This is a genomic window from Legionella qingyii (assembly GCF_003184185.1).
Window position 1 is genome coordinate 77,339 of record NZ_QHJG01000007.1, and the last position, 18,314, is coordinate 95,652.

Genomic DNA, 18,314 nt, shown 5'->3' on the forward strand with positions numbered 1-18,314 from the left:
TCCCTAATCTATAAATATTTCTTTGTCGCTCAATTTATTTTCAAGAGCATTTTTATTTGACAGTTGATAAATAATTTGGCCAATGCGTACCGCAGCGAAGCCATCACCATAAGGATTTTTTACTTGGCTCATACGTTGATATGCTTCTGTATTTATTAAAAGCTCTTTGACATGCGCAACTATTTCTTGGGTATTAGTGCCAACAAGCTTTACTACCCCAGAATTAACAGCTTCTGGTCGTTCTGTAGTTTCACGCATCACTAAAACAGGTTTGCCTAGAGAAGGAGCTTCTTCTTGAATCCCTCCTGAGTCAGTAAGGATTATGTAAGCCGATTTCATAAAATATACAAAAGGTAAGTAATCGATGGGCGCTATCAAATGAATATTACTAATGGCCCCCAACAATTCATTGACCGGTTTCTGTACATTAGGATTAAGATGAACAGGATAGACAATATCAACATCGGGAAAAAGCTGGGCAATTTCTTTTAATGCACAACAAATATTTTGAAAGCCTTGTCCAAAATTTTCTCGTCTATGCCCAGTTACGAGAATCATTCTTTTTTCAGGCGCAAAAAAAGGATATTTTTCATGCAGTTTACGAACAACGTCAGGTTGTATTTCAATTTTATCAAGAATGGAATATAACGCATCTACAACAGTATTCCCGGTGAGATAAATACTATCTGAATTAACTCCTTCATTTAAAAGATTTAATCGTGCTAGCTCTGTTGGTACAAAATGCATTGAGGCCAATCCTCCTGCTAATTTGCGATTAGCTTCTTCCGGCCAAGGTGAGTTCATATTTCCAGATCTAAGGCCCGCCTCAACATGAGCTACAGGGATACGGTGATAATAGGCCGATAAAGAAGCGGCCAAAGTTGTTGTCGTATCACCATGAACCAGAATAAGATCAGGTTTGTATGTTTTAAATATATCTGACAACCCAAGTAATATTTTTGCAGTTAAACTGCTAAGATCTTGATTAACTTCCATAACCTGCAAGTTAAAATCAGGGGTTATTTCAAATAAATCCAGTACGGAGTCAAGCATTTGTTGATGCTGTCCTGTTACACAAACTTTGCTACAAACTGTTTCTATGCACTGAAGTTCGCGAATCAAGGGCGCCATTTTTATCGCCTCTGGGCGCGTACCAAAAATTGATAAGGTATTAAATGACATAAAGAACTCTTTAAGTTTTATAATTTTATTCCCTGGCCCAATGTTTTAGCATCCCAATAAAGATGCCTCCCAAGGGCCCCAAAATTAGCCTAGTAATTAAAACCATAGCTTTTTAGACAAATCAGATGGCTTAATCACTCCATCCGGATAAAACAGCTGAAATTTATCCAGATTTTCTATGTCGTTTTTATAAAAATCATACTTGCTTTGTAGAAGAGGTATAAACGTACGAGCTAAATTATATTTTGTTGATTCTGCGAATAAATCGTGGGGAAATATATTGTAAGTTGTATCTATACCAAATGGTTTTGGTAAATGACTAAACCTTACCTCACGTTCATAATTAAAAGTATCAATATTCGGTGTATCTGCAGGTAAAATCCATGCTTGAACTTCGTATGCAGGCTTGGTGAATGCGATATATGCGCTCGCCGTCAGAACGCTTATAATGATTAACCACTTTTGCTGCCACAAGGAGTGTAATAGCCCAAGAGAATCTATTTCCTCATAAGAGGAGGCGTGATTTATTTGTTGTTTCAACGTTAACTCCTTTTATTAACAACAGTAGTCCTCGTAGGGTAAATAGTTCGTTTAAACCATTCCTACATGTAAGAACGTATAAGAACTATAAGTTATTTTTCTATATAACTTTTGCCCCAATGTACGGATTCTACAATACCCATATGCAAATTCAAAGAACAAATTTATTCATGATTGGAGATTCAATTTAGTCCATCTCTGGATAAAGAATTTTTATGAAATCAAGTGGATAAATTATGAGGGTTTATTGCAAAACTTTTCCTGGAAAAAGCGATTATTATATAATGATTATCTTCTGGCCTGCAGCGTTTATAGAATTCGTTACTACGGCTTTCTGTTCAGTGAGTTAGAGGGTAATTATTAGGTGTGTTAATGCTAAAAATTTTTGCAAAAGAGATGATTATAATCAATAATTGGGTTCATTTGCTATAAGAACAAAAGGTAAATTTATAATGTCTTCTCTAAAAATATGCTACATACTCTCAACTACAGAAGGAGGGACATGGGCTTTTGAACAATTACGGGAGCTTAGAAATACTTATCGGTATGATGTTTCAGTTATATTAAGTGGGACTTCCGGAACTTTAGTTGATCGTTTTAGAGCAGAAAATATTCCTGTTTATACTGCGGATTTCGATTTTATGCGTCCGACAGACTTGTTCTTTTTACCGCAAAAGATCTTAAGGCTAGTTAAGTTACTGCGCCAAAAGCGATTTGATGTAATACAAACGCATCTTTTTCCATCTATGGTTATTGGTCGGATTGCGAGCTGGATTGCCGATGTGCCGATTCGTCTTTCAATGATTGCAGGCCCATTTCATCTTGAAGCAGATACACCACAATGGATTGATAAAACAACCAGCTGGATGGATGTGGCAGTGATACCTTCCTGCAATTATTCGAAACAACTTTATTTGAAAATGGGCGTTCCAGAACATCGACTTCATGTCATTTATTATAGCCCGGATGAACGACGTTTTGATGCAGAGAATACCCTTCCTGCAGGCTTGAGGGAGGAATTTGGATGGCCTGCAGGCACGCCATTAATTGGGATGATTGCTTATTTTTATCCAAAATTGGGAAAAAATAGATGGACTCCACCATTTTTGCATGGAAAAGCAATTAAAGGTCATGAGGATGTAATTCGAGCAGCTCCGACCATTCTTAAGGAGTTTCCAAATGCAAAATTGCTTCTAATCGGCAGTGGCTGGGGCGACGCAGGGCAGGAAGTAATGCAATCCATGCAGGCTTTGGTTGCAGAGCTTGGGCTGCAAGATAGTGTGATTTTCACAGGGCATCGTCAGGATATCCCCCGCATTTATCGGGATCTGGATGTATCGATACAAGCCTCACTCAATGAGAATCTCGGTGGAACAATCGAGGCTTTATTAATGGAGTGTCCTACCGTTGTAACCCGAGTAGGTGGTTTAGTAGATACAGTAATTGATGGAGTAACAGGTGTGCAAGTCAATGTTGCTGATCCTGCAGATTTAGCCGAGGGCGTTTTACGCTTGTTGCGAGATCCTAAAGCAGCAAAGAAACTTGGAGAAGCAGGGCGTGCCTACATGCTTGAGAAGTTTACTCTTAATTCCACGGTTAGTGATTTAGATAAGCTTTATCAACATTACATAAAGACAACACCTGTCGGCTATCGATTTTATAAAACGATTTATCGTTTTCTTTTACTCAGTGTCTTAGGATTTTTTGTTTCCTTACGTTTTTTTATTTTAGATATTTGGTTTCTTCCTCGATGGGATATGGGGTGGCGCCCATGGAAACAGATAATCATCCGTTCCAAGATGTTGTTTTATCGATTTTGGTCCCTTATGGTTACTCGCCCCAAGATGTTGCTCTATCGATTTTATTCCCTTGTTGGGCGAGTGGCGGCAAAGATTTCCCTTAAATCTAAGGATTAGGCCCAATAATGCCTAGTAGATAGGGGTGAGATTCCATTTAAGATGATGCCTGATACTTAATAGAGCGAGATTATTGCAAGTTAACTACTGCATCACAGTGGTTAACTTGCTGGCCGTTGCGATGAACTAGGATTGTAGTACCATGCTATTACGTTTGTTCATTGCGTCTTGGAAAAGTACAATCATACACGACAATAGAAACCCTAAAATTAACCCTAATACAATAATTAATCCCTTTTTAGGTTTAATTGGTTTGGAGTCAACCAAAGGCTGGCCGTCCATTGCAAACAGAGTGACTCCATTCACATCGAAGGATAATGTCTTTAGACGTTTAAGCTCAAGTTGTAACTGTTCGATATTTTTTGTATAGGGTCTATCATCTTTTCGCTCACGTAACGCGATAATTTTTTTGTCATTTTGTACAATGTGGAGCTTTTCTTGTAGTGCAGAGATCTGTTTATTATATGCTAAAGTATGGGGGGTTGCTTTCAGAAGAGCGATTTCTTTCTTGAGGTAGGTAGTTCCTTTTAAATAAAGATCATTATGATTTTGATTTACATCCACCACTATATTTTGACTTTTTATTTTCTGAACTTGGTTGGGGTATGTAATTCCCAAAAGTTGGGCGACTTGTAGCGCTTGATCTAATTCCTGTAAGCGAATTTGTCGATCGCGTTGGTCTCGTTTCGTGAGAGCCTCAATGCTGTTGTTTAATTGTGCAATGGATAAGTTCTGTTTATCAATCAGTTGTTTGATTTCATTGCCCCGATTTGCAGTAACAGTGGCGATACGTATCTGTATTTGTTCTGTTAATTTGGTTATTTTACTTTGAATAATTTCTCGTTGCGCTGAAATAAGATTTTTTAACACTTTTTGATTTGTATAGGCCAGATACGCTTTATTAGCAGTAGCTTGTAGATCAAGTGTAGGGAAAAAAGTGATCAATTCAGCTTCTTTACCACTATCATTAAAGCTGTCTTTTGTATCGCCTTTAAAATGATTAATAACAACTATTTGGAAATGTTTTGATGCAACATTCAATAAGTGAGAAAGTTTCTCTTGAGATAGCTGGGCTTTTTGATCTTTAGGGATTACTAAATTATTTTCGCGTAAAAAAGAAATAATATTACTTTTTTTCGATAATAGCTTGATAAATTTATTAAATAAAACAGGTCCCTGTGCATTTAAATCAGCATTTAGTATTAGTTTTTGAAATTGATTTGGGTACGGCTCAATTAAATTTGATTTAGCCTCATAAGTCTTCGGAAGTAAAAAAGCAATCGATATAGCACATAAAGTGCAAAGGCCAGTAACAGCGGCTATAAAAGCTCTTTTTTTGAACAGAACTGATAATAAATCAAAAAAATCAATAGATTGACTGGTATCTGTTTGGTCATGTACAAGCAAATATTGGGGATTAATTGCCTGCAGTTTCTTAGAATTTTCATCCAACATAATTTATTTCCTTACCATTTAACTGAAACAATGCCGACTGCAGATCTAGAAATTGTCGATATTGATCCATGATGCATATTATATTTTGAATAACTCTTGATGTTTCCAATGTTTGAACCAAAGGGAGCATTTTGATGGCTTCAGGAGGGGCTCTAAAATTGCAAAAAGTATTAACAGTCATGAAAATCCATTTAAATTTTGTCAAAATCTATATCACAAACAACTCAGAATCTACGAATGTTTCATCGCTTACTTAGTAGTTTCAACTTTACTGCTTTCTGTTAAGCAGCATAATAAATACCATACTCTATTGAATTTGAATAGCAATTTTTTATCATTCTCAAAACAGTAGGACATAATTGATTTTCCTAATTTTCGCGAGTGTAAAAAATGAAAGATTTTTGGCTAGAAAAATAGGAAGTTAAAATCTTAGAAAAGCCTCAAAAGCACTTTTATATTGTAATTTCCAAACGAGGAAAGTGAACATCAGTAGGTTACTTTTGCTCCTGGCGCCAAACGCAATGATACTTAGTTAAGCTGGTTGTACTTTTCCTTCGTAAACATCCATCACCGAATTAACGTCACCAAACATTTTTACGCTCCCGTGCTCTAGCCAAAGTACGCAATTGCAAAATTGTTTGATGATTTCATTTGAATGAGATGCAAGCACCATAATATTCGATTGATTTACATATTCATTCATGCGGTTTTTTGCTTTTTCAATAAAACTTGCATCACCTACCCCAATTACTTCATCTACAAGAAGAATATCGGGAACTAATGCAGTAGATAAACCAAATGCTAAGCGAATCATCATCCCACTAGAGTAGGTTTTAACAGGCATTGAAAGAAAATCACCAAGTTCTGTAAATTCCTCAACATTTTTGATAATGCTCTTTATTTGACCGTTTGATAAGCCAAGAATTAGTCCTCGCATGCGGATGTTTTCATAACCCGTAAGCGTGGGCTGCATGCCTACACTGATATTAATTAAAGAAACGATATTTCCCTTAATGTATATATTTCCTTGTAGTGGTTCATAAACACCAGAGAGAACACGAAGTAAAGTGGATTTTCCGGCGCCATTATGGCCTATTAATCCTAAACGATCCCCATTTTTTAAGTGCAGAGAGATATTATTTAAAGCCTGTACTTGTAATTTGCCACTTTTCCCATTACTTAAAAGACCACCGGTTGCGATATTGGCGATTCCTCTTTTTAAAGAACGCGCATCAATATCATAAACAGGATATGTAAGTGAAAGATTTTTACAAACAATGTAAGACACAACGCACTCCGTAATTAAATCCAAAAAGGAATATTTCTTCTAAATCGTGCAAACAGGACGAATGAAATGCACGATGAAACTATCGTTATTGAAATGCAGGTATTCCATGTCATCAGATCGGGAACTTGTCCTAACAAAGGCATTCTAATTAGATCAATAAAATAATTTAATGGATTGAATATGATAATGGCAGAGTTTGGCAGCAAATTTGCATTCCAAGAAATGGGAGTAATAAAAAACATCACTTGAATTAAGCTATTAATGATGGGAGGAATATCACGATATTTTGTACCTAATATCGACAAGATTAAGCCTGCTGAAATTAAATTTAAAATAATTAGAAATAAACCAGGAATTACATAAAAGATTGCCCAATTGAGCGGTACTTGAAAATAAAGCGCAACAGCACCATAGACTAAGGCATTATGAAAAAATATGATGACATGACGCCAAGTCAACCTGAATACATATAAAATATAGGGCAACTTGATTTCATTAATAAGTAGGGAGGCTTCAACAAATGTATTACAACTCTCTGCCAGTGCTGCTGAAATCAAGACCCACACTAAGTAACCGGTTGTAAAAAAAGGGACATATTCTGCTATTGATTGATGAAACAATCGACTGTACACAACTGAAAAGGCGACAATAATAACAAGCATACTGGCCGTGATCCAAAATGGACCTAATACTGATCCGCGATAACGAATTTTTATGTCATTCCAGCCTAGATAGGTCCATAGCTTCCACTTTTTTATTGAGTCGAATAAGTCAATAACAGCAAGCTTAGATTGACTGTTTCTTATTTCTTGAGTGGGTATATTAATATCAATAGTCTCAGTTAATTCGTTCATGTACCTTACACCTGGGTTGCTTGAAGCATTACTTCTGTAAGAACTTGGCAGGTTTTATCAATTTCTGATTTTAATAAACTTGGATGAACTAAAAACATCAAGCTGGTTTCTCCAAGTTTGGATGCAACTGGAAGTCTATTATGCGGACGCCAGCCAGTATTATCAAATGCTTTTTCTAAATATACTTCAGAGCAGGAGCCTTGATAACAAGGGACGCCACGATCATTAATTTCTTTTAAAATACGATTACGATCCCAGCCTGCTGCCAGTTGGCTTTCTTCTACAAATACATAACATTTGTAAGCGGCATGCACAATTTCATCAGGAATTTGGGGAACTCTAAGGCCTTTTAAAGTTGAGGCAACTTCATAAATTTGTTTTAGATTGCCTAGTCGTTGTTGATGCCAAGTGGGCATTTTTTTAAGTTGTATGCGGCCAATTACGGCTTGAATTTCAATCATCCTTCCATTCATACCAAAGCTTCGATGTAGCCAACGAAAACCAGGTTCAATGGGTTCATTATATATGGCATCCCAGGATTTTCCATGATCCTTATAAGACCACATGGACGACCAGAGTTGTTCATCATTAGTCGTGACCATGCCTCCTTCGCCTCCGGTGGTCATAATTTTATCCTGGCAGAATGACCAGGCTCCTATATGACCTATTGAGCCAACTGAACGACCTTTGTATTGAGCGCCATGGGCTTGGGCACAATCTTCAATGACATATAAATTTAATTCTTCTGCCAATGCTAGAATGGGATCCATATCACAAGGCCAGCCAGCAAGATGAACGCAGATTATTGCTTTAGTATTAGGGGTTACCACGGCGCGAATGGTCTCGGCGGTAATATTTTGACTGTTTTCATCGACATCAGCAAATACAGGAGTGCCGCCGCAAGTCACTATAGATGAAGCAGAAGCGATGAACGTCCGTGAGGTCACAATGACTTCATCCCCTGCTTTTATTCCAATCGCTTTTAATGCGACATCAAGTGCAATAGTGCCATTTGCTAATGCTACGGCATATTTTGTACCTACCCACGCTGCAAATTCATTTTCAAATTCCCGGCATTCATTTCCAGTCCAATAATTTACCTTATTCGATAGCAGCACTTGATGTATTCGCTCTGCTTCTTCTTCAGAGTAATTAGGCCAAGGTGAAAATGCTGTATTTAACATATTTAATCCTTTGAATTTTTTTTATAAATTTTTGCGGGTACGCCAAAAGCGGTACAATAGTCTGGTAAGTCATTAACAACAACCGAACCTGCTCCTACCATCACTTCGGCACCAATTTTAATACATTGACGTACACAAGAGCCAATACCAACCCAACTTAAATTACCTACACTTACATTTCCTGCTAAACTGACTCCTGGAGAAATATGTACCGCGTGCCCAATAGTACAGTCATGCTCAATAATTGCACCCGTGTTAATAATCGTACCTGCACCAATTGTGCAATCAGGATTTAATACGGCTCTGGCAAAAACAACAGAGCCTTCGGCTATTTTAGCTGAAGGACTTATTATTGCTGAGGGATGAATAATTGTTGCTAATGGAATTTTTTCATTTAAAAAGTACGTCATTTTTTCCATGCGAATAGAATTATTGCCAATTGCAACAACGAGGCCATCAAATTCAGATGCTTGTTCCAGAAAGGATTGCGTCGTTCCACTAACCTTCCACGCCCCAACTTGGTTAATATTTGGCCATCGGTCATCAAAAAGAACAATATTTTGCCAACCAGAACAGAGTGCTGCATCAGCAACAACTTTTGCATGCCCACCTGCACCAATAACAGCAAGAGACTTCATGGATTATTACCTGTAAATTTTTCGTTAGTGACACTTCCTTGACCTGTAATTCCTTCTCGAATCAACACTTTTTTAATGGTTAACATTAAGATTTTAATATCCAAATAAAAAGACTGATGATCCACATACCATAAGTCTAATGCAAACTTTCCTTCCCAATTTAGGGCGTTTCGGCCATTAACTTGAGCTAAACCAGTAATGCCAGGTTTGACATCATGCCGTCTTTTTTGCTCGCTATTATAAAGGGAGAGGTATTCGATTAATAGAGGTCTAGGGCCTACGAAGCTCATTTCACCTTTAAAAACATTCCATAACTGGGGTAACTCATCCAAACTACACGCTCTTAAAACATGGCCCAGGCGAGTGATGCGATCTTTATCAGGTAATAAATCCCCGTGTTTATTAAATGAATCCTTCATTGTTCTAAATTTAATCAGACGGAAGGTTTTGCCATGTAATCCTGGGCGATTTTGATAAAAAAAGATCGGTGAGCCTAAATAATAACGTATTAATAATGCAACAATAATCAATACAGGCATCAACATTATTAATAATGTACCTGATAAGATAATATCGAAAATACGTTTCAGCACAATAATCTCTCCAGTAGTCCTATACTTAGAAGGGTCAATAGATCATAAAATTTTGAACTATTTCTTACAAGGCTTAACTAATAAAAGATTTTTGTTTGGAGTTATGTTTTATCTTATCTAGCTGACAATGAAGCATTGCTCAAGAATATTGATAAAGACCATGTGTTTAATCGCATATGGATTGTAATCAGAATATAAATCACTTTGAATTACCCCAATTTTTGGGGCAAATCACTTAAGTTCTGACTTCCGGTACAAAACATAGCCACTTTTAATTCATACTCAATTGTCTGCATGCATAGGCTAACATGTTCAGACGATTCCAATGCGGCTTCGAGCAGGGGTCTTGCATAACCAACAGTTGTTGCTCCAAGTGCAAAAAGCTTGGCGGCGTTTAAGCCATTAGTAACGCCTCCTGAACCCCAAATTTCGAAAGAGGGTTTTAGTGCTGCAGCTTGTTTGACAGCGGTTACCGTATCAATTCCCCAGTTGCGAAATGTAATCGCTGCCTGTTGGCGAATAGGGTCATTGATTGCTCTATGTCCTTCAATTCGTCCCCAGTGAGTGCCTCCCAAACCACCTACATCAATTGCGGCAATGCCAATATCATTTAAACGTGACATCGTTGCTCGAGAAAATCCACAACCAGTTTCTTTAACGATAATCGGTAAAGGCAGCTTTTTAACTAAATCAGCTAAGGCTTGCCAACCTCCCTTATAGGTTGTTGTTCCTTCAGGTTGCATGCACTCTTGTAAGGGATTGCAGTGAATAATTAAACCATTAGCCTGCAAAGCATCGGTTAAGCGTTGTATTTCACTTAGCGATGTTGTGATTAATTGTGCTATTCCTAGATTGCTGTATAAGTTGACTTGAGGGAAGTCACGACGTAAATCTTGCCATTCAAAAGCTGCTTTGGGATCCGTGAGCTCTCGTCTTTGTGAGCCAACTCCCATTGCCCATCCATTCAATGCACATGCTTCAATAAGATTATGATTGATGTGCTTTGCTCGACGATGACCTGCAGTCATAGAGCTAATGAGGAAGGGTTTTTCTACTACTTGGCCAAATCGGGAGCTTTTAATACTGATTTCATCAAAATTTAAATCAGGCAGAGCATCATGAATTAGATTGATGCTTTCGAACGTACTGAGTTCTGCGGTTTGATTTTCAGGCATTAAGGCTAATTTGATGTGATCTTGTTTGCGTTGCTCAAACTGTTCATAATTATTCGTCATGGATTATATGCCTGCTTCGTTATCTGTAGTAAATACACCAAAAAGAATGGGAGCCTCTGCAATGTACCTCTTTATGCCTGTATTTTCCACTTATTTTACTTTGTGAAGTAATCTATTATGTGAAATAATTATACTATTTTTATGTCTGAGAACCTAATTGGATTCAATCACGAGGAACTACTCATGAGCACACCGCGAATAATTGTTGGAATTACTGGTGCCTCAGGCATGATTTATGGAATACGTCTTTTAGAGCTATTACGTACTACATCCATTGAAACTCATTTAATAGTTAGTAAATCGGCTCAATTGACACGCAAATATGAAACTAACTTGTCATTGGCCGAAGTAAAAGCACTGGCCGATGTTTATCATTCCTGGAATGATGTCGGTGCAAGTATAGCCAGTGGTTCTTTTCAGACAATGGGAATGATCATTGCTCCCTGTTCAATGAAAACTTTGGCAGAAATTGCGCATGGAACGGGTGATAATCTTATAGGTCGGGCAGCGGATGTGACCTTAAAAGAGCGTAGGAGATTGGTACTCATGCCTCGTGAATCTCCCTTGCATTTGGGGCATTTACAAAATATGGTTTCACTGACCCAACAGGGGGCGATCATATGTCCTGCAACGCCTGCATTCTATACCAATCCGGAAACGATTGATGATATTATCAATCACAGCGTAGGTCGAATACTTGACCTTTTTAATATTGATGTAGGAATAGTAACACGTTGGCAGGGATAACGCTCTGCCAAAAAAATTCATGCCGTATCCAGGCACAATGTATTTTATTGTGATTACCCTTTGGGGTTTAGTTCAACCCAATTGGCGTAAGCTTCCATAAATTTTTGCAAGAATTTTTGAGTGTCTTCTTTTGTAATATTTCCTTGCGCATCAAACAAATCTCCTGCCATTCCTATGTATGTTTCGGGTTGTTGCAGCGTTGGAATATCTAAAAAGACAAATGATTGTCTTAAATGATGGTTTGCTCCAAATCCTCCAATAGCACCAGGAGAAACACTTATCACAGCGCCAGGAAGCTTGCTCCAAATACTTTTGCCATAAGGGCGAGAGCCCACATCAACTGCATTTTTAAGTACCCCAGGAACTGAACGGTTGTATTCAGGTGTAACAAAGAGCACGCCCTGATATGTTTTCATTTGTTCACGAAATTGAACCCAAGCCGCAGGAGGTCTATTGTCGTCATCAAGATCCTGGTTGTATAATGGCAAATCACCAATTTCAACAATGTGTAGGTCTAGAGATTTAGGCGCTAGAGAAATAAGCACTTTTGCCATTTTTCTATTGTAGGACTCTTTGCGTAAGCTTCCTACAATAACTGCGATTTTTTTACTCATTTATACGGTTCCTTGTATTATAAGACTCTATATAGGTTATACTGGATGGGTTATCCAAAACAACCCTAAGTTCTTTTTAAACAGGAAAACTTCAGGGCTGGCTTATTGCATTCTTTAATGAACATAATTTTGCCTCGACCTTGGGTTTTTCCGTAAGTCCTGATTATGTGAGCCTCGTTAGATTTTTCATTCACTTAAGCACTGATTCGGGTTTCCAATTTTATTATTGTTTATGTTTTTAATAATGCCAGCCACGTCGATGGCATGATTTTGATTAAAATGTCCATACAGCCATCGCAACAGTAAATGATCGTTTTAAGTGTAATCTACGTTGTTGTTGGCAAGATGATGCTCTATAAAAGTCGAGGTGTGCGCGATATTGGTTAAACGTAAATTGCAATGATTTAATTCAACATGAATAAAATTAAGTATTGATAAATCGAGACAGCGCAAATCGAGGTTATGCAATTGGATTGATAGCTTAAAATCGAAGTAGATGATGATTGATTATTGAGGATGAGTTTGACATTATGAATGTTAATTTTACAAATAAAAAACTCCCTATCCTCTAAAATACTCTCATATTTAAGTGAATAGGAAGTTTCAGGAAATGAATTAGACTACTTCAACTTCTTCAGCTTGAGGACCTTTTTGTCCGTTGCTTGGTTTGAACGTTACTGTTGCACCCTCAGCAAGAGTTTTGAACCCTGTACCTAGAATTGCACTGAAATGCACAAAATAATCTTTACCGCCACTTTCTAAAAAACCGAAACCTTTGGACTCATTAAACCACTTTACTGTACCACGAATTTTTTCTGACATGTTAATTTCCTAAATTGTTACCAGGACATTGTAGCATTATTTTATTAATTGTGCTGTTTTTTTATTAAATATTTTTAAATTTTTTTACATTTAATGCAAAAACATAAAATAACGCTTCCATATCATAGAGTATTTTGATTAAAAACTCTAATACTTTACAATCTTTTAGCCTTTTGATGTTTGTCAGTGGAATTTCACCTCTAGAACTGGAAAGCATTTACTTATTTATTGGGTAGTAAGAAATGAAATCATCGTATCTTAATTCCGGAAGTCTTAGCTGAGGGTGAAGGACTTCTATAACGCAGCAAAGTGACTTAAGTATTTTAAAAAATTAGAGGCGATCAATGTTCAGGGAGCTGAATTAGCTCAAGACCATCTTCTTTTTTTAGAAAAGTAAAAATAATTCCTGAAAAAAAAGTAAGAATCCCTAGCATTAGAAATGTATCATGAAATATTTGAACCGATAGCGCATGGCCCCCAGAATACATGGTAGTGAAAATGCTAAGTAAGATTGCTGATACGGCAACACCAAAACTTTGAGCCAATTGTTGAATGGTACTCATAATACTGGTTGCGGCACTCATATTGTTTTCTGTAATGTTGGCATAGGCCAAAGAATTCATGCCTGTGTACTGTAGCGCAATGAGAAATCCATACATAAAAGTTAAAAATGCGATACTGTATACGGAAGAATGTTGATTGATGGAAAAAAAGGACCAGAGAGAGATACTTACGAGGATTGTATTTATAATTAATAAATTTTTATAACCAAACCACCGTAATATAGAGAAGGATAAAGGTTTGACTAAAAAAACTCCTAAAGCAATTGGAGCGAGCAACAACCCTGATAGACGAGGCGAATAGCCCAATCCAATTTGTAACAGCAAGGGTAATAAAAAGGGGACGCCGCCAAATCCTAGGCGTGCTAATATATTCCCTACAACTGAAATACAAAATGTACGTGTACGCAAGAGCTCCACTTTAACAATAGGGTGTTTTCTTTTATGGGAGTGTTTGGTATATCCACCCAATAAAAGCAAGGCAACCATGAAGGTACTAAGGATTTCTATGGTTGAAGCAGTTGACTCACTAACCATGGACAAACCAAAAGTTAAGGTAGCTAACCCACTGCCGAAAAAAATAAAACCCAGTTTATCAAGCGGAGGAACTGGGCGAGGGGGCATAGAAGGTAATAATTTGCTTGATAAAATTACAGCAAGTACTCCGAAAGGAATATTGACCCAAAAGATCCAACGCCAAGAAAAGCGATAGGTAATAATTCCACCTAGCAATGGTCCAAGCATCATTCCCAAAGAGGCAACCATCACCACGATACTCATCTTGGTGATTAATTCATGTCGTTCACAAGTTCGTAAAATAATGAGCCTGCCAATAGGTATAGTTAGCGCCCCCCCCAAGCCCTGAATGATGCGCGCACAAATTAATTGCCCTAAATTGTTAGTAAACCCGCACCAAATTGAACTTAAGGTGAATACAGAGATGGCCACGATAAAAACAGTTTTCATCCCAAATTTATCGGCAATCCAACCGCTAATCGGGATAAAGATCGCTAAACTCAAAAGATAACTGATTAGTGCTAATTTCAAGTCAATGGGATTGACATTTAAACTCTGTGCCATCACTGGAATTGCGGTATTAATAATGGTGGTATCAACCGCTTCCATAAACATGGCGAAAGAAATAATGAACAAGATGATATTTTTCTTCATAAGTTCAGTATAGCAACAGGCATCAATCATGCATATAGTTGTACTTCTAATGTAGCCTGGGCGGATGCCGCGAAACCCAGACTTGAGTTTAATTTATGATTCAGCCAACAAATTTTTTAATCCTGCTAAATGAGATTTAGCCAGGTTTTTTGATTGTTCCTCAGAACGTTCTACGTTTTTACCAAACCATTCCAAATGTTCTGGCGGCAATTCATCCAGGAATCTGCTTGGTAAACAATCTTGTAATTCACCTCCACGTCGTCTTTGTTTGGCCAAGGTAAAGCATAATCCTTTTTGGGCGCGAGTAATCCCAACATACGCCAAGCGTCTTTCTTCTTCAATTTGGTCTTCATCAATACTCACTCGATGTGGCAATAATTCTTCTTCCATGCCGACCAGATAAACATAAGGAAACTCCAGGCCCTTGGATGCGTGTAAGGTCATCAGTTGTAAGGACTCGTTATCCTGCTCATCTGCTTGCTCAAGAATATCGATCAAAATTAATTTATTAATAACTTCTGCTAATGTTTGTTCGGGCTTTTTGGCTAATAAACGCCCGACCCACTCTAATAACTCCCAAACATTGTCCATCTTTTTTTGTGCTTTTGCGGGAGTATCGCATTGTTCATAAATATGGGCTTCATAACCGCTGTCCTCAACCATCTGTTTTAAATGCTCTACAATCGAGCCTACGGTTAAGCGTTTTTTTGTTTGTTCTATCCATGATTTAAAAGCAAGTAATGCCGCACGAGGTTTTTCTGCAACATGTTCACTAAGCGCGAGATGGTCTGCGGAAGCGTAAAGACTAATCCCGCGGCTTTGCGCATAGTGTCCTAGGGAGTCAAGACTGGCTTCGCCTATGCCACGCTTGGGGGTGTTTATTACCCTTAAAAAAGCAGCATCATCAGCCTCATTACATAGTAGTTTTAAATAGGCAAACACATCTTTAACTTCTGCTTTAGCGAACCATGATTGTCCTCCGCTAATAGTATAAGGAATACCATAATGACGGAGTACTTTTTCAAATACACGTGACTGATGATTGCCGCGATATAAAATCGCATAGTCACCATATTGGGTTCTGGTGCGTAGTTTGTGGCTTATTAAATCAGCCACCACCTGTTCTGCTTCATCATTTTCATCTTTACAACGAATCACTCGCAAGAGTTCTCCATGACCAAATTCACTCCATAATTTTTTTTCAAACAGATGCGGATTATTGGCGATAAGGTGATTGGCCGTATTTAGAATAATATTGGTTGAGCGATAATTTTGCTCTAATTTTATTATTTTTAGTTGAGGGTAATCTTGCTGCAATTGCTTCAAATTTTCCGGTTTAGCGCCTCGCCAGGCGTAAATAGACTGATCATCATCTCCTACCACCGTGAAGCGAGCCTGAATTCCAGTTAATTTTTTTACCAAAAGATATTGGCTTGTATTTGAGTCTTGGTATTCATCCACCAATAAATGGCGAATTTTGTTTTGCCAATAGTCCAATACGGAAGAATGTTCATTTAAAAGGCTGACAGGAATACGAATTAAGTCGTCAAAGTCAACGGCATTGTATGCCTTAAGTGCTTGCTGATAACGTGGGTATAATAGTGCGGCTTCTTCATAAAAAGGCATATTTGAGCTGTTTTTAATTACTTGCTCTGGCGTAAGAAGATCATTTTTCCAGCGTGAAATGTGCTGCTGGATTTGGAAAATAAATTCTCGTTCAGTTGCTTTATTTGCAGGTAAGAAATTGCGTAAAATTTGTAAACAATCTTCACTGTCAAAAATTGAAAACCCTTTTTTCAGCTCGCATAAAGCATAATCACGCTTGAGAATGCTTAATCCCAAAGTATGGAATGTTGCTATTTTTAAACCTCGACGATTAGCTGCCGGCAGAACGGCGGCAACCCGAGCACGCATTTCGTTGGCTGTTTTGTTCGTAAATGTTACGGCACATACTGTATTGGCGGCATAGCCGCACGTGTTAATCAAATAGCCTATTTTTTGCGTTATTACTCGTGTTTTACCGCTTCCAGCTCCAGCAAGAACTAATAATGGTCCGTCTATATAACGTACCGCTGCCATTTGTTGGCTATTCAACATCTTAAAGGGACTCGCTCAAAAAAGCGCAATTATTGCCCGCTTAGGCATTGTGAATCAACTACTAATTAATAGAACGTTCGACATCAAATTCTTCTTCAGTATCAATTTCAATAAATTCAGGTTTAGTTTCTGGTTCATTTGGTTCTTTGATACCAAAAACGACTTTGTCAATTGTTTTGAATAAAGGTGTAAGAATGTTTTTATCTATCATGATTAGTCCTTTAATTTTTCCTGAGGGAGATTTTAAAAGCATAGTTCAAAATCATTTTTTCTCCAGGAAAATTACAAAAAAATTATGATATACTTTGCACAATCACGAGATTTTCTTTAGGGTCTTGCAATCTACTAGTTTGACTCATCCCTCGACTTTTTGTGCTCCCATACTCACATACTGTGTATGCATGCTTCGCTTCGATGCTCAAAAATAAAGAGGGGATTCAATCTGGTGAGGTGTAAAGCAGGTCCTGTTTGCCGTAATTTTATATGAGTCCATTATGAAAGAATCCGACACCCTTCAGCGTTTTATTTTTGAACATGCCAATATTCGTGGTGAAATTGTTCATATTGAAAATACGTACCAAACTATTATGAACCAACGGAATTATCCGCCAATGGTTAAAAATTTGTTGGGAGAAGCGATCGTTTCTTGTCTTCTTTTAGCATCCAGTATTAAATTTCAGGGCAGTTTAAATTTGCAATTTCAGGGGGATAATCGGCTACCTTTATTATTGGTTCAGTGTGACCATGAGTTTAATGTGAGAGCTTTTGCCCAGTTTATTGAACATTTGGAAACTGAAGAATATGCCGCAGCTTTTCTTGAAGGACAGATGGTAATTACTATTAACCAATATAATCAAACAAACTCATATCAAAGTATGGTTCCCATTCAGTCGACATCCATGAGTGAAAATTTAATGAGTTATTTTGCTCAATCCGAGCAGGTATCCACGCAAGTTTGGTTAGCCGTGAATGATAATGCCGCGGCTGGAATGCTACTGCAGTTAATGCCTGGCCAAGATACAGTACAAAGAGAGCAATTTTGGGAGTATGCGGTGCATTTAGGCCAAACGGTGAGTGAACATGAATTACTTACTTTAGATAATGAAACATTGCTTTATCGCCTTTATCATGAAACAGAACTGAGGTTATTTGATAGCCGTAAAACTCAATTCAAATGTCGCTGCAGTTTGGAGAAAATGAAACAAGTGTTAACTGTTTTAGGCGAGGATGATGCAAAAGCATTGTTACAGGAAGAAGGGGAAGTTGCGATTCGATGTGATTTTTGCAATACGAAGTATACGTTTGATCCAATTGATGTAACGATGTTATTTCATAAAGGATGAGATGGCATAATCTGGGGGGAAGGCAAAGCAATAACTGAGAAAATGTTCCTCTGCATCCCCAGATACTGCTACGCTT

Annotated in this window: 18 protein-coding genes; 3 read left to right on the forward strand and 15 right to left on the reverse strand. The window is 37.7% G+C overall.

The features are described from left to right. Window positions 1-3: 3 nt before the first annotated feature. Together wecB and DGG96_RS05645 are read right to left on the reverse strand one after the other, a co-directional pair. Window positions 4-1,182 (reverse strand): non-hydrolyzing UDP-N-acetylglucosamine 2-epimerase, encoded by a 1,179-nt coding sequence (gene wecB, locus DGG96_RS05640; protein ID WP_110141983.1) that lies wholly within the window; start codon window positions 1,180-1,182, stop codon window positions 4-6. A 96-nt stretch (window positions 1,183-1,278) separates the two neighbouring features. Next, a complete protein-coding gene (locus DGG96_RS05645; protein ID WP_110141984.1) occupies window positions 1,279-1,722 on the reverse strand; it encodes a Wzz/FepE/Etk N-terminal domain-containing protein in 444 nt (147 codons plus the stop codon). 452 nt (window positions 1,723-2,174) lie between these two features. On the opposite strand from DGG96_RS05645, the gene DGG96_RS05650 reads away from it, so the two are divergent. Beyond that, a complete protein-coding gene (locus DGG96_RS05650) occupies window positions 2,175-3,638 on the forward strand; it encodes a glycosyltransferase family 4 protein (protein ID WP_110141985.1) in 1,464 nt (487 codons plus the stop codon). A 126-nt stretch (window positions 3,639-3,764) separates the two neighbouring features. Here DGG96_RS05650 and DGG96_RS05655 read toward each other — a convergent pair whose 3' ends face one another. The 8 genes from DGG96_RS05655 to fni all read right to left on the reverse strand — a co-directional run bounded on the left by DGG96_RS05655 (window position 3,765) and on the right by fni (window position 10,885). After that, window positions 3,765-5,093 (reverse strand): Wzz/FepE/Etk N-terminal domain-containing protein, encoded by a 1,329-nt coding sequence (locus tag DGG96_RS05655; protein WP_110141986.1) that lies wholly within the window; start codon window positions 5,091-5,093, stop codon window positions 3,765-3,767. Beyond that, window positions 5,083-5,274 (reverse strand): hypothetical protein, encoded by a 192-nt coding sequence (locus DGG96_RS05660; RefSeq protein ID WP_110141987.1) that lies wholly within the window; start codon window positions 5,272-5,274, stop codon window positions 5,083-5,085. Before DGG96_RS05660 ends, DGG96_RS05655 begins: the two co-directional genes overlap by 11 nt. Before the next feature lie 351 nt (window positions 5,275-5,625). Continuing rightward, window positions 5,626-6,381, reverse strand: coding sequence for an ABC transporter ATP-binding protein (locus tag DGG96_RS05665; protein ID WP_110141988.1), 756 nt, complete (start codon window positions 6,379-6,381; stop codon window positions 5,626-5,628). Window positions 6,382-6,395: 14 nt separating this feature from the next. Then, window positions 6,396-7,235, reverse strand: coding sequence for an ABC transporter permease (locus DGG96_RS05670; protein WP_110141989.1), 840 nt, complete (start codon window positions 7,233-7,235; stop codon window positions 6,396-6,398). A 5-nt stretch (window positions 7,236-7,240) separates the two neighbouring features. Then, window positions 7,241-8,419: a DegT/DnrJ/EryC1/StrS family aminotransferase gene (locus DGG96_RS05675; protein ID WP_110141990.1), complete on the reverse strand. Its 1,179-nt coding sequence runs from the start codon at window positions 8,417-8,419 to the stop codon at window positions 7,241-7,243. Window positions 8,420-8,421: 2 nt separating this feature from the next. Continuing rightward, on the reverse strand, window positions 8,422-9,057 hold the full coding sequence (locus tag DGG96_RS05680) for an acetyltransferase (protein WP_110141991.1): 636 nt from the start codon (window positions 9,055-9,057) through the stop codon (window positions 8,422-8,424). After that, window positions 9,054-9,650 carry a sugar transferase gene (locus DGG96_RS05685; RefSeq protein ID WP_276309314.1) on the reverse strand — a complete coding sequence of 199 codons (597 nt, stop codon included), beginning with the start codon at window positions 9,648-9,650 and terminating at the stop codon, window positions 9,054-9,056. The genes DGG96_RS05680 and DGG96_RS05685 overlap by 4 nt, the downstream gene beginning before the upstream one ends. A 209-nt stretch (window positions 9,651-9,859) precedes the next feature. Further along, window positions 9,860-10,885 carry a type 2 isopentenyl-diphosphate Delta-isomerase gene (gene fni / locus DGG96_RS05690; protein ID WP_110141992.1) on the reverse strand — a complete coding sequence of 342 codons (1,026 nt, stop codon included), beginning with the start codon at window positions 10,883-10,885 and terminating at the stop codon, window positions 9,860-9,862. 183 nt (window positions 10,886-11,068) lie between these two features. On the opposite strand from fni, the gene DGG96_RS05695 reads away from it, so the two are divergent. Further along, on the forward strand, window positions 11,069-11,632 hold the full coding sequence (locus DGG96_RS05695; RefSeq protein ID WP_110141993.1) for a UbiX family flavin prenyltransferase: 564 nt from the start codon (window positions 11,069-11,071) through the stop codon (window positions 11,630-11,632). Window positions 11,633-11,685: 53 nt separating this feature from the next. Here the strand turns inward: DGG96_RS05695 and DGG96_RS05700 are convergent, their stop codons facing one another. The 5 genes from DGG96_RS05700 to DGG96_RS20760 form a co-directional block, all read right to left on the reverse strand. Then, the gene (locus DGG96_RS05700) at window positions 11,686-12,246 is read right to left on the reverse strand and encodes an NADPH-dependent FMN reductase (protein ID WP_110141994.1); all 561 of its coding nucleotides are present in this window, start codon (window positions 12,244-12,246) and stop codon (window positions 11,686-11,688) included. Between the two features lie 615 nt (window positions 12,247-12,861). After that, window positions 12,862-13,068 carry a cold-shock protein gene (locus tag DGG96_RS05705; RefSeq protein ID WP_058467466.1) on the reverse strand — a complete coding sequence of 69 codons (207 nt, stop codon included), beginning with the start codon at window positions 13,066-13,068 and terminating at the stop codon, window positions 12,862-12,864. A 341-nt stretch (window positions 13,069-13,409) separates the two neighbouring features. Next, a complete protein-coding gene (locus tag DGG96_RS05710; RefSeq protein ID WP_110142059.1) occupies window positions 13,410-14,798 on the reverse strand; it encodes a DHA2 family efflux MFS transporter permease subunit in 1,389 nt (462 codons plus the stop codon). Window positions 14,799-14,891: 93 nt separating this feature from the next. Further along, on the reverse strand, window positions 14,892-16,895 hold the full coding sequence (locus tag DGG96_RS05715; RefSeq protein WP_110141995.1) for a UvrD-helicase domain-containing protein: 2,004 nt from the start codon (window positions 16,893-16,895) through the stop codon (window positions 14,892-14,894). A gap of 61 nt (window positions 16,896-16,956) precedes the next feature. Further along, window positions 16,957-17,148 (reverse strand): hypothetical protein, encoded by a 192-nt coding sequence (locus DGG96_RS20760; RefSeq protein WP_110141996.1) that lies wholly within the window; start codon window positions 17,146-17,148, stop codon window positions 16,957-16,959. 241 nt (window positions 17,149-17,389) lie between these two features. Between DGG96_RS20760 and hslO the strand changes: the two genes are divergently transcribed. Continuing rightward, window positions 17,390-18,238: an Hsp33 family molecular chaperone HslO gene (gene hslO / locus DGG96_RS05725; protein WP_110141997.1), complete on the forward strand. Its 849-nt coding sequence runs from the start codon at window positions 17,390-17,392 to the stop codon at window positions 18,236-18,238. Window positions 18,239-18,314 lie beyond the last annotated feature (76 nt).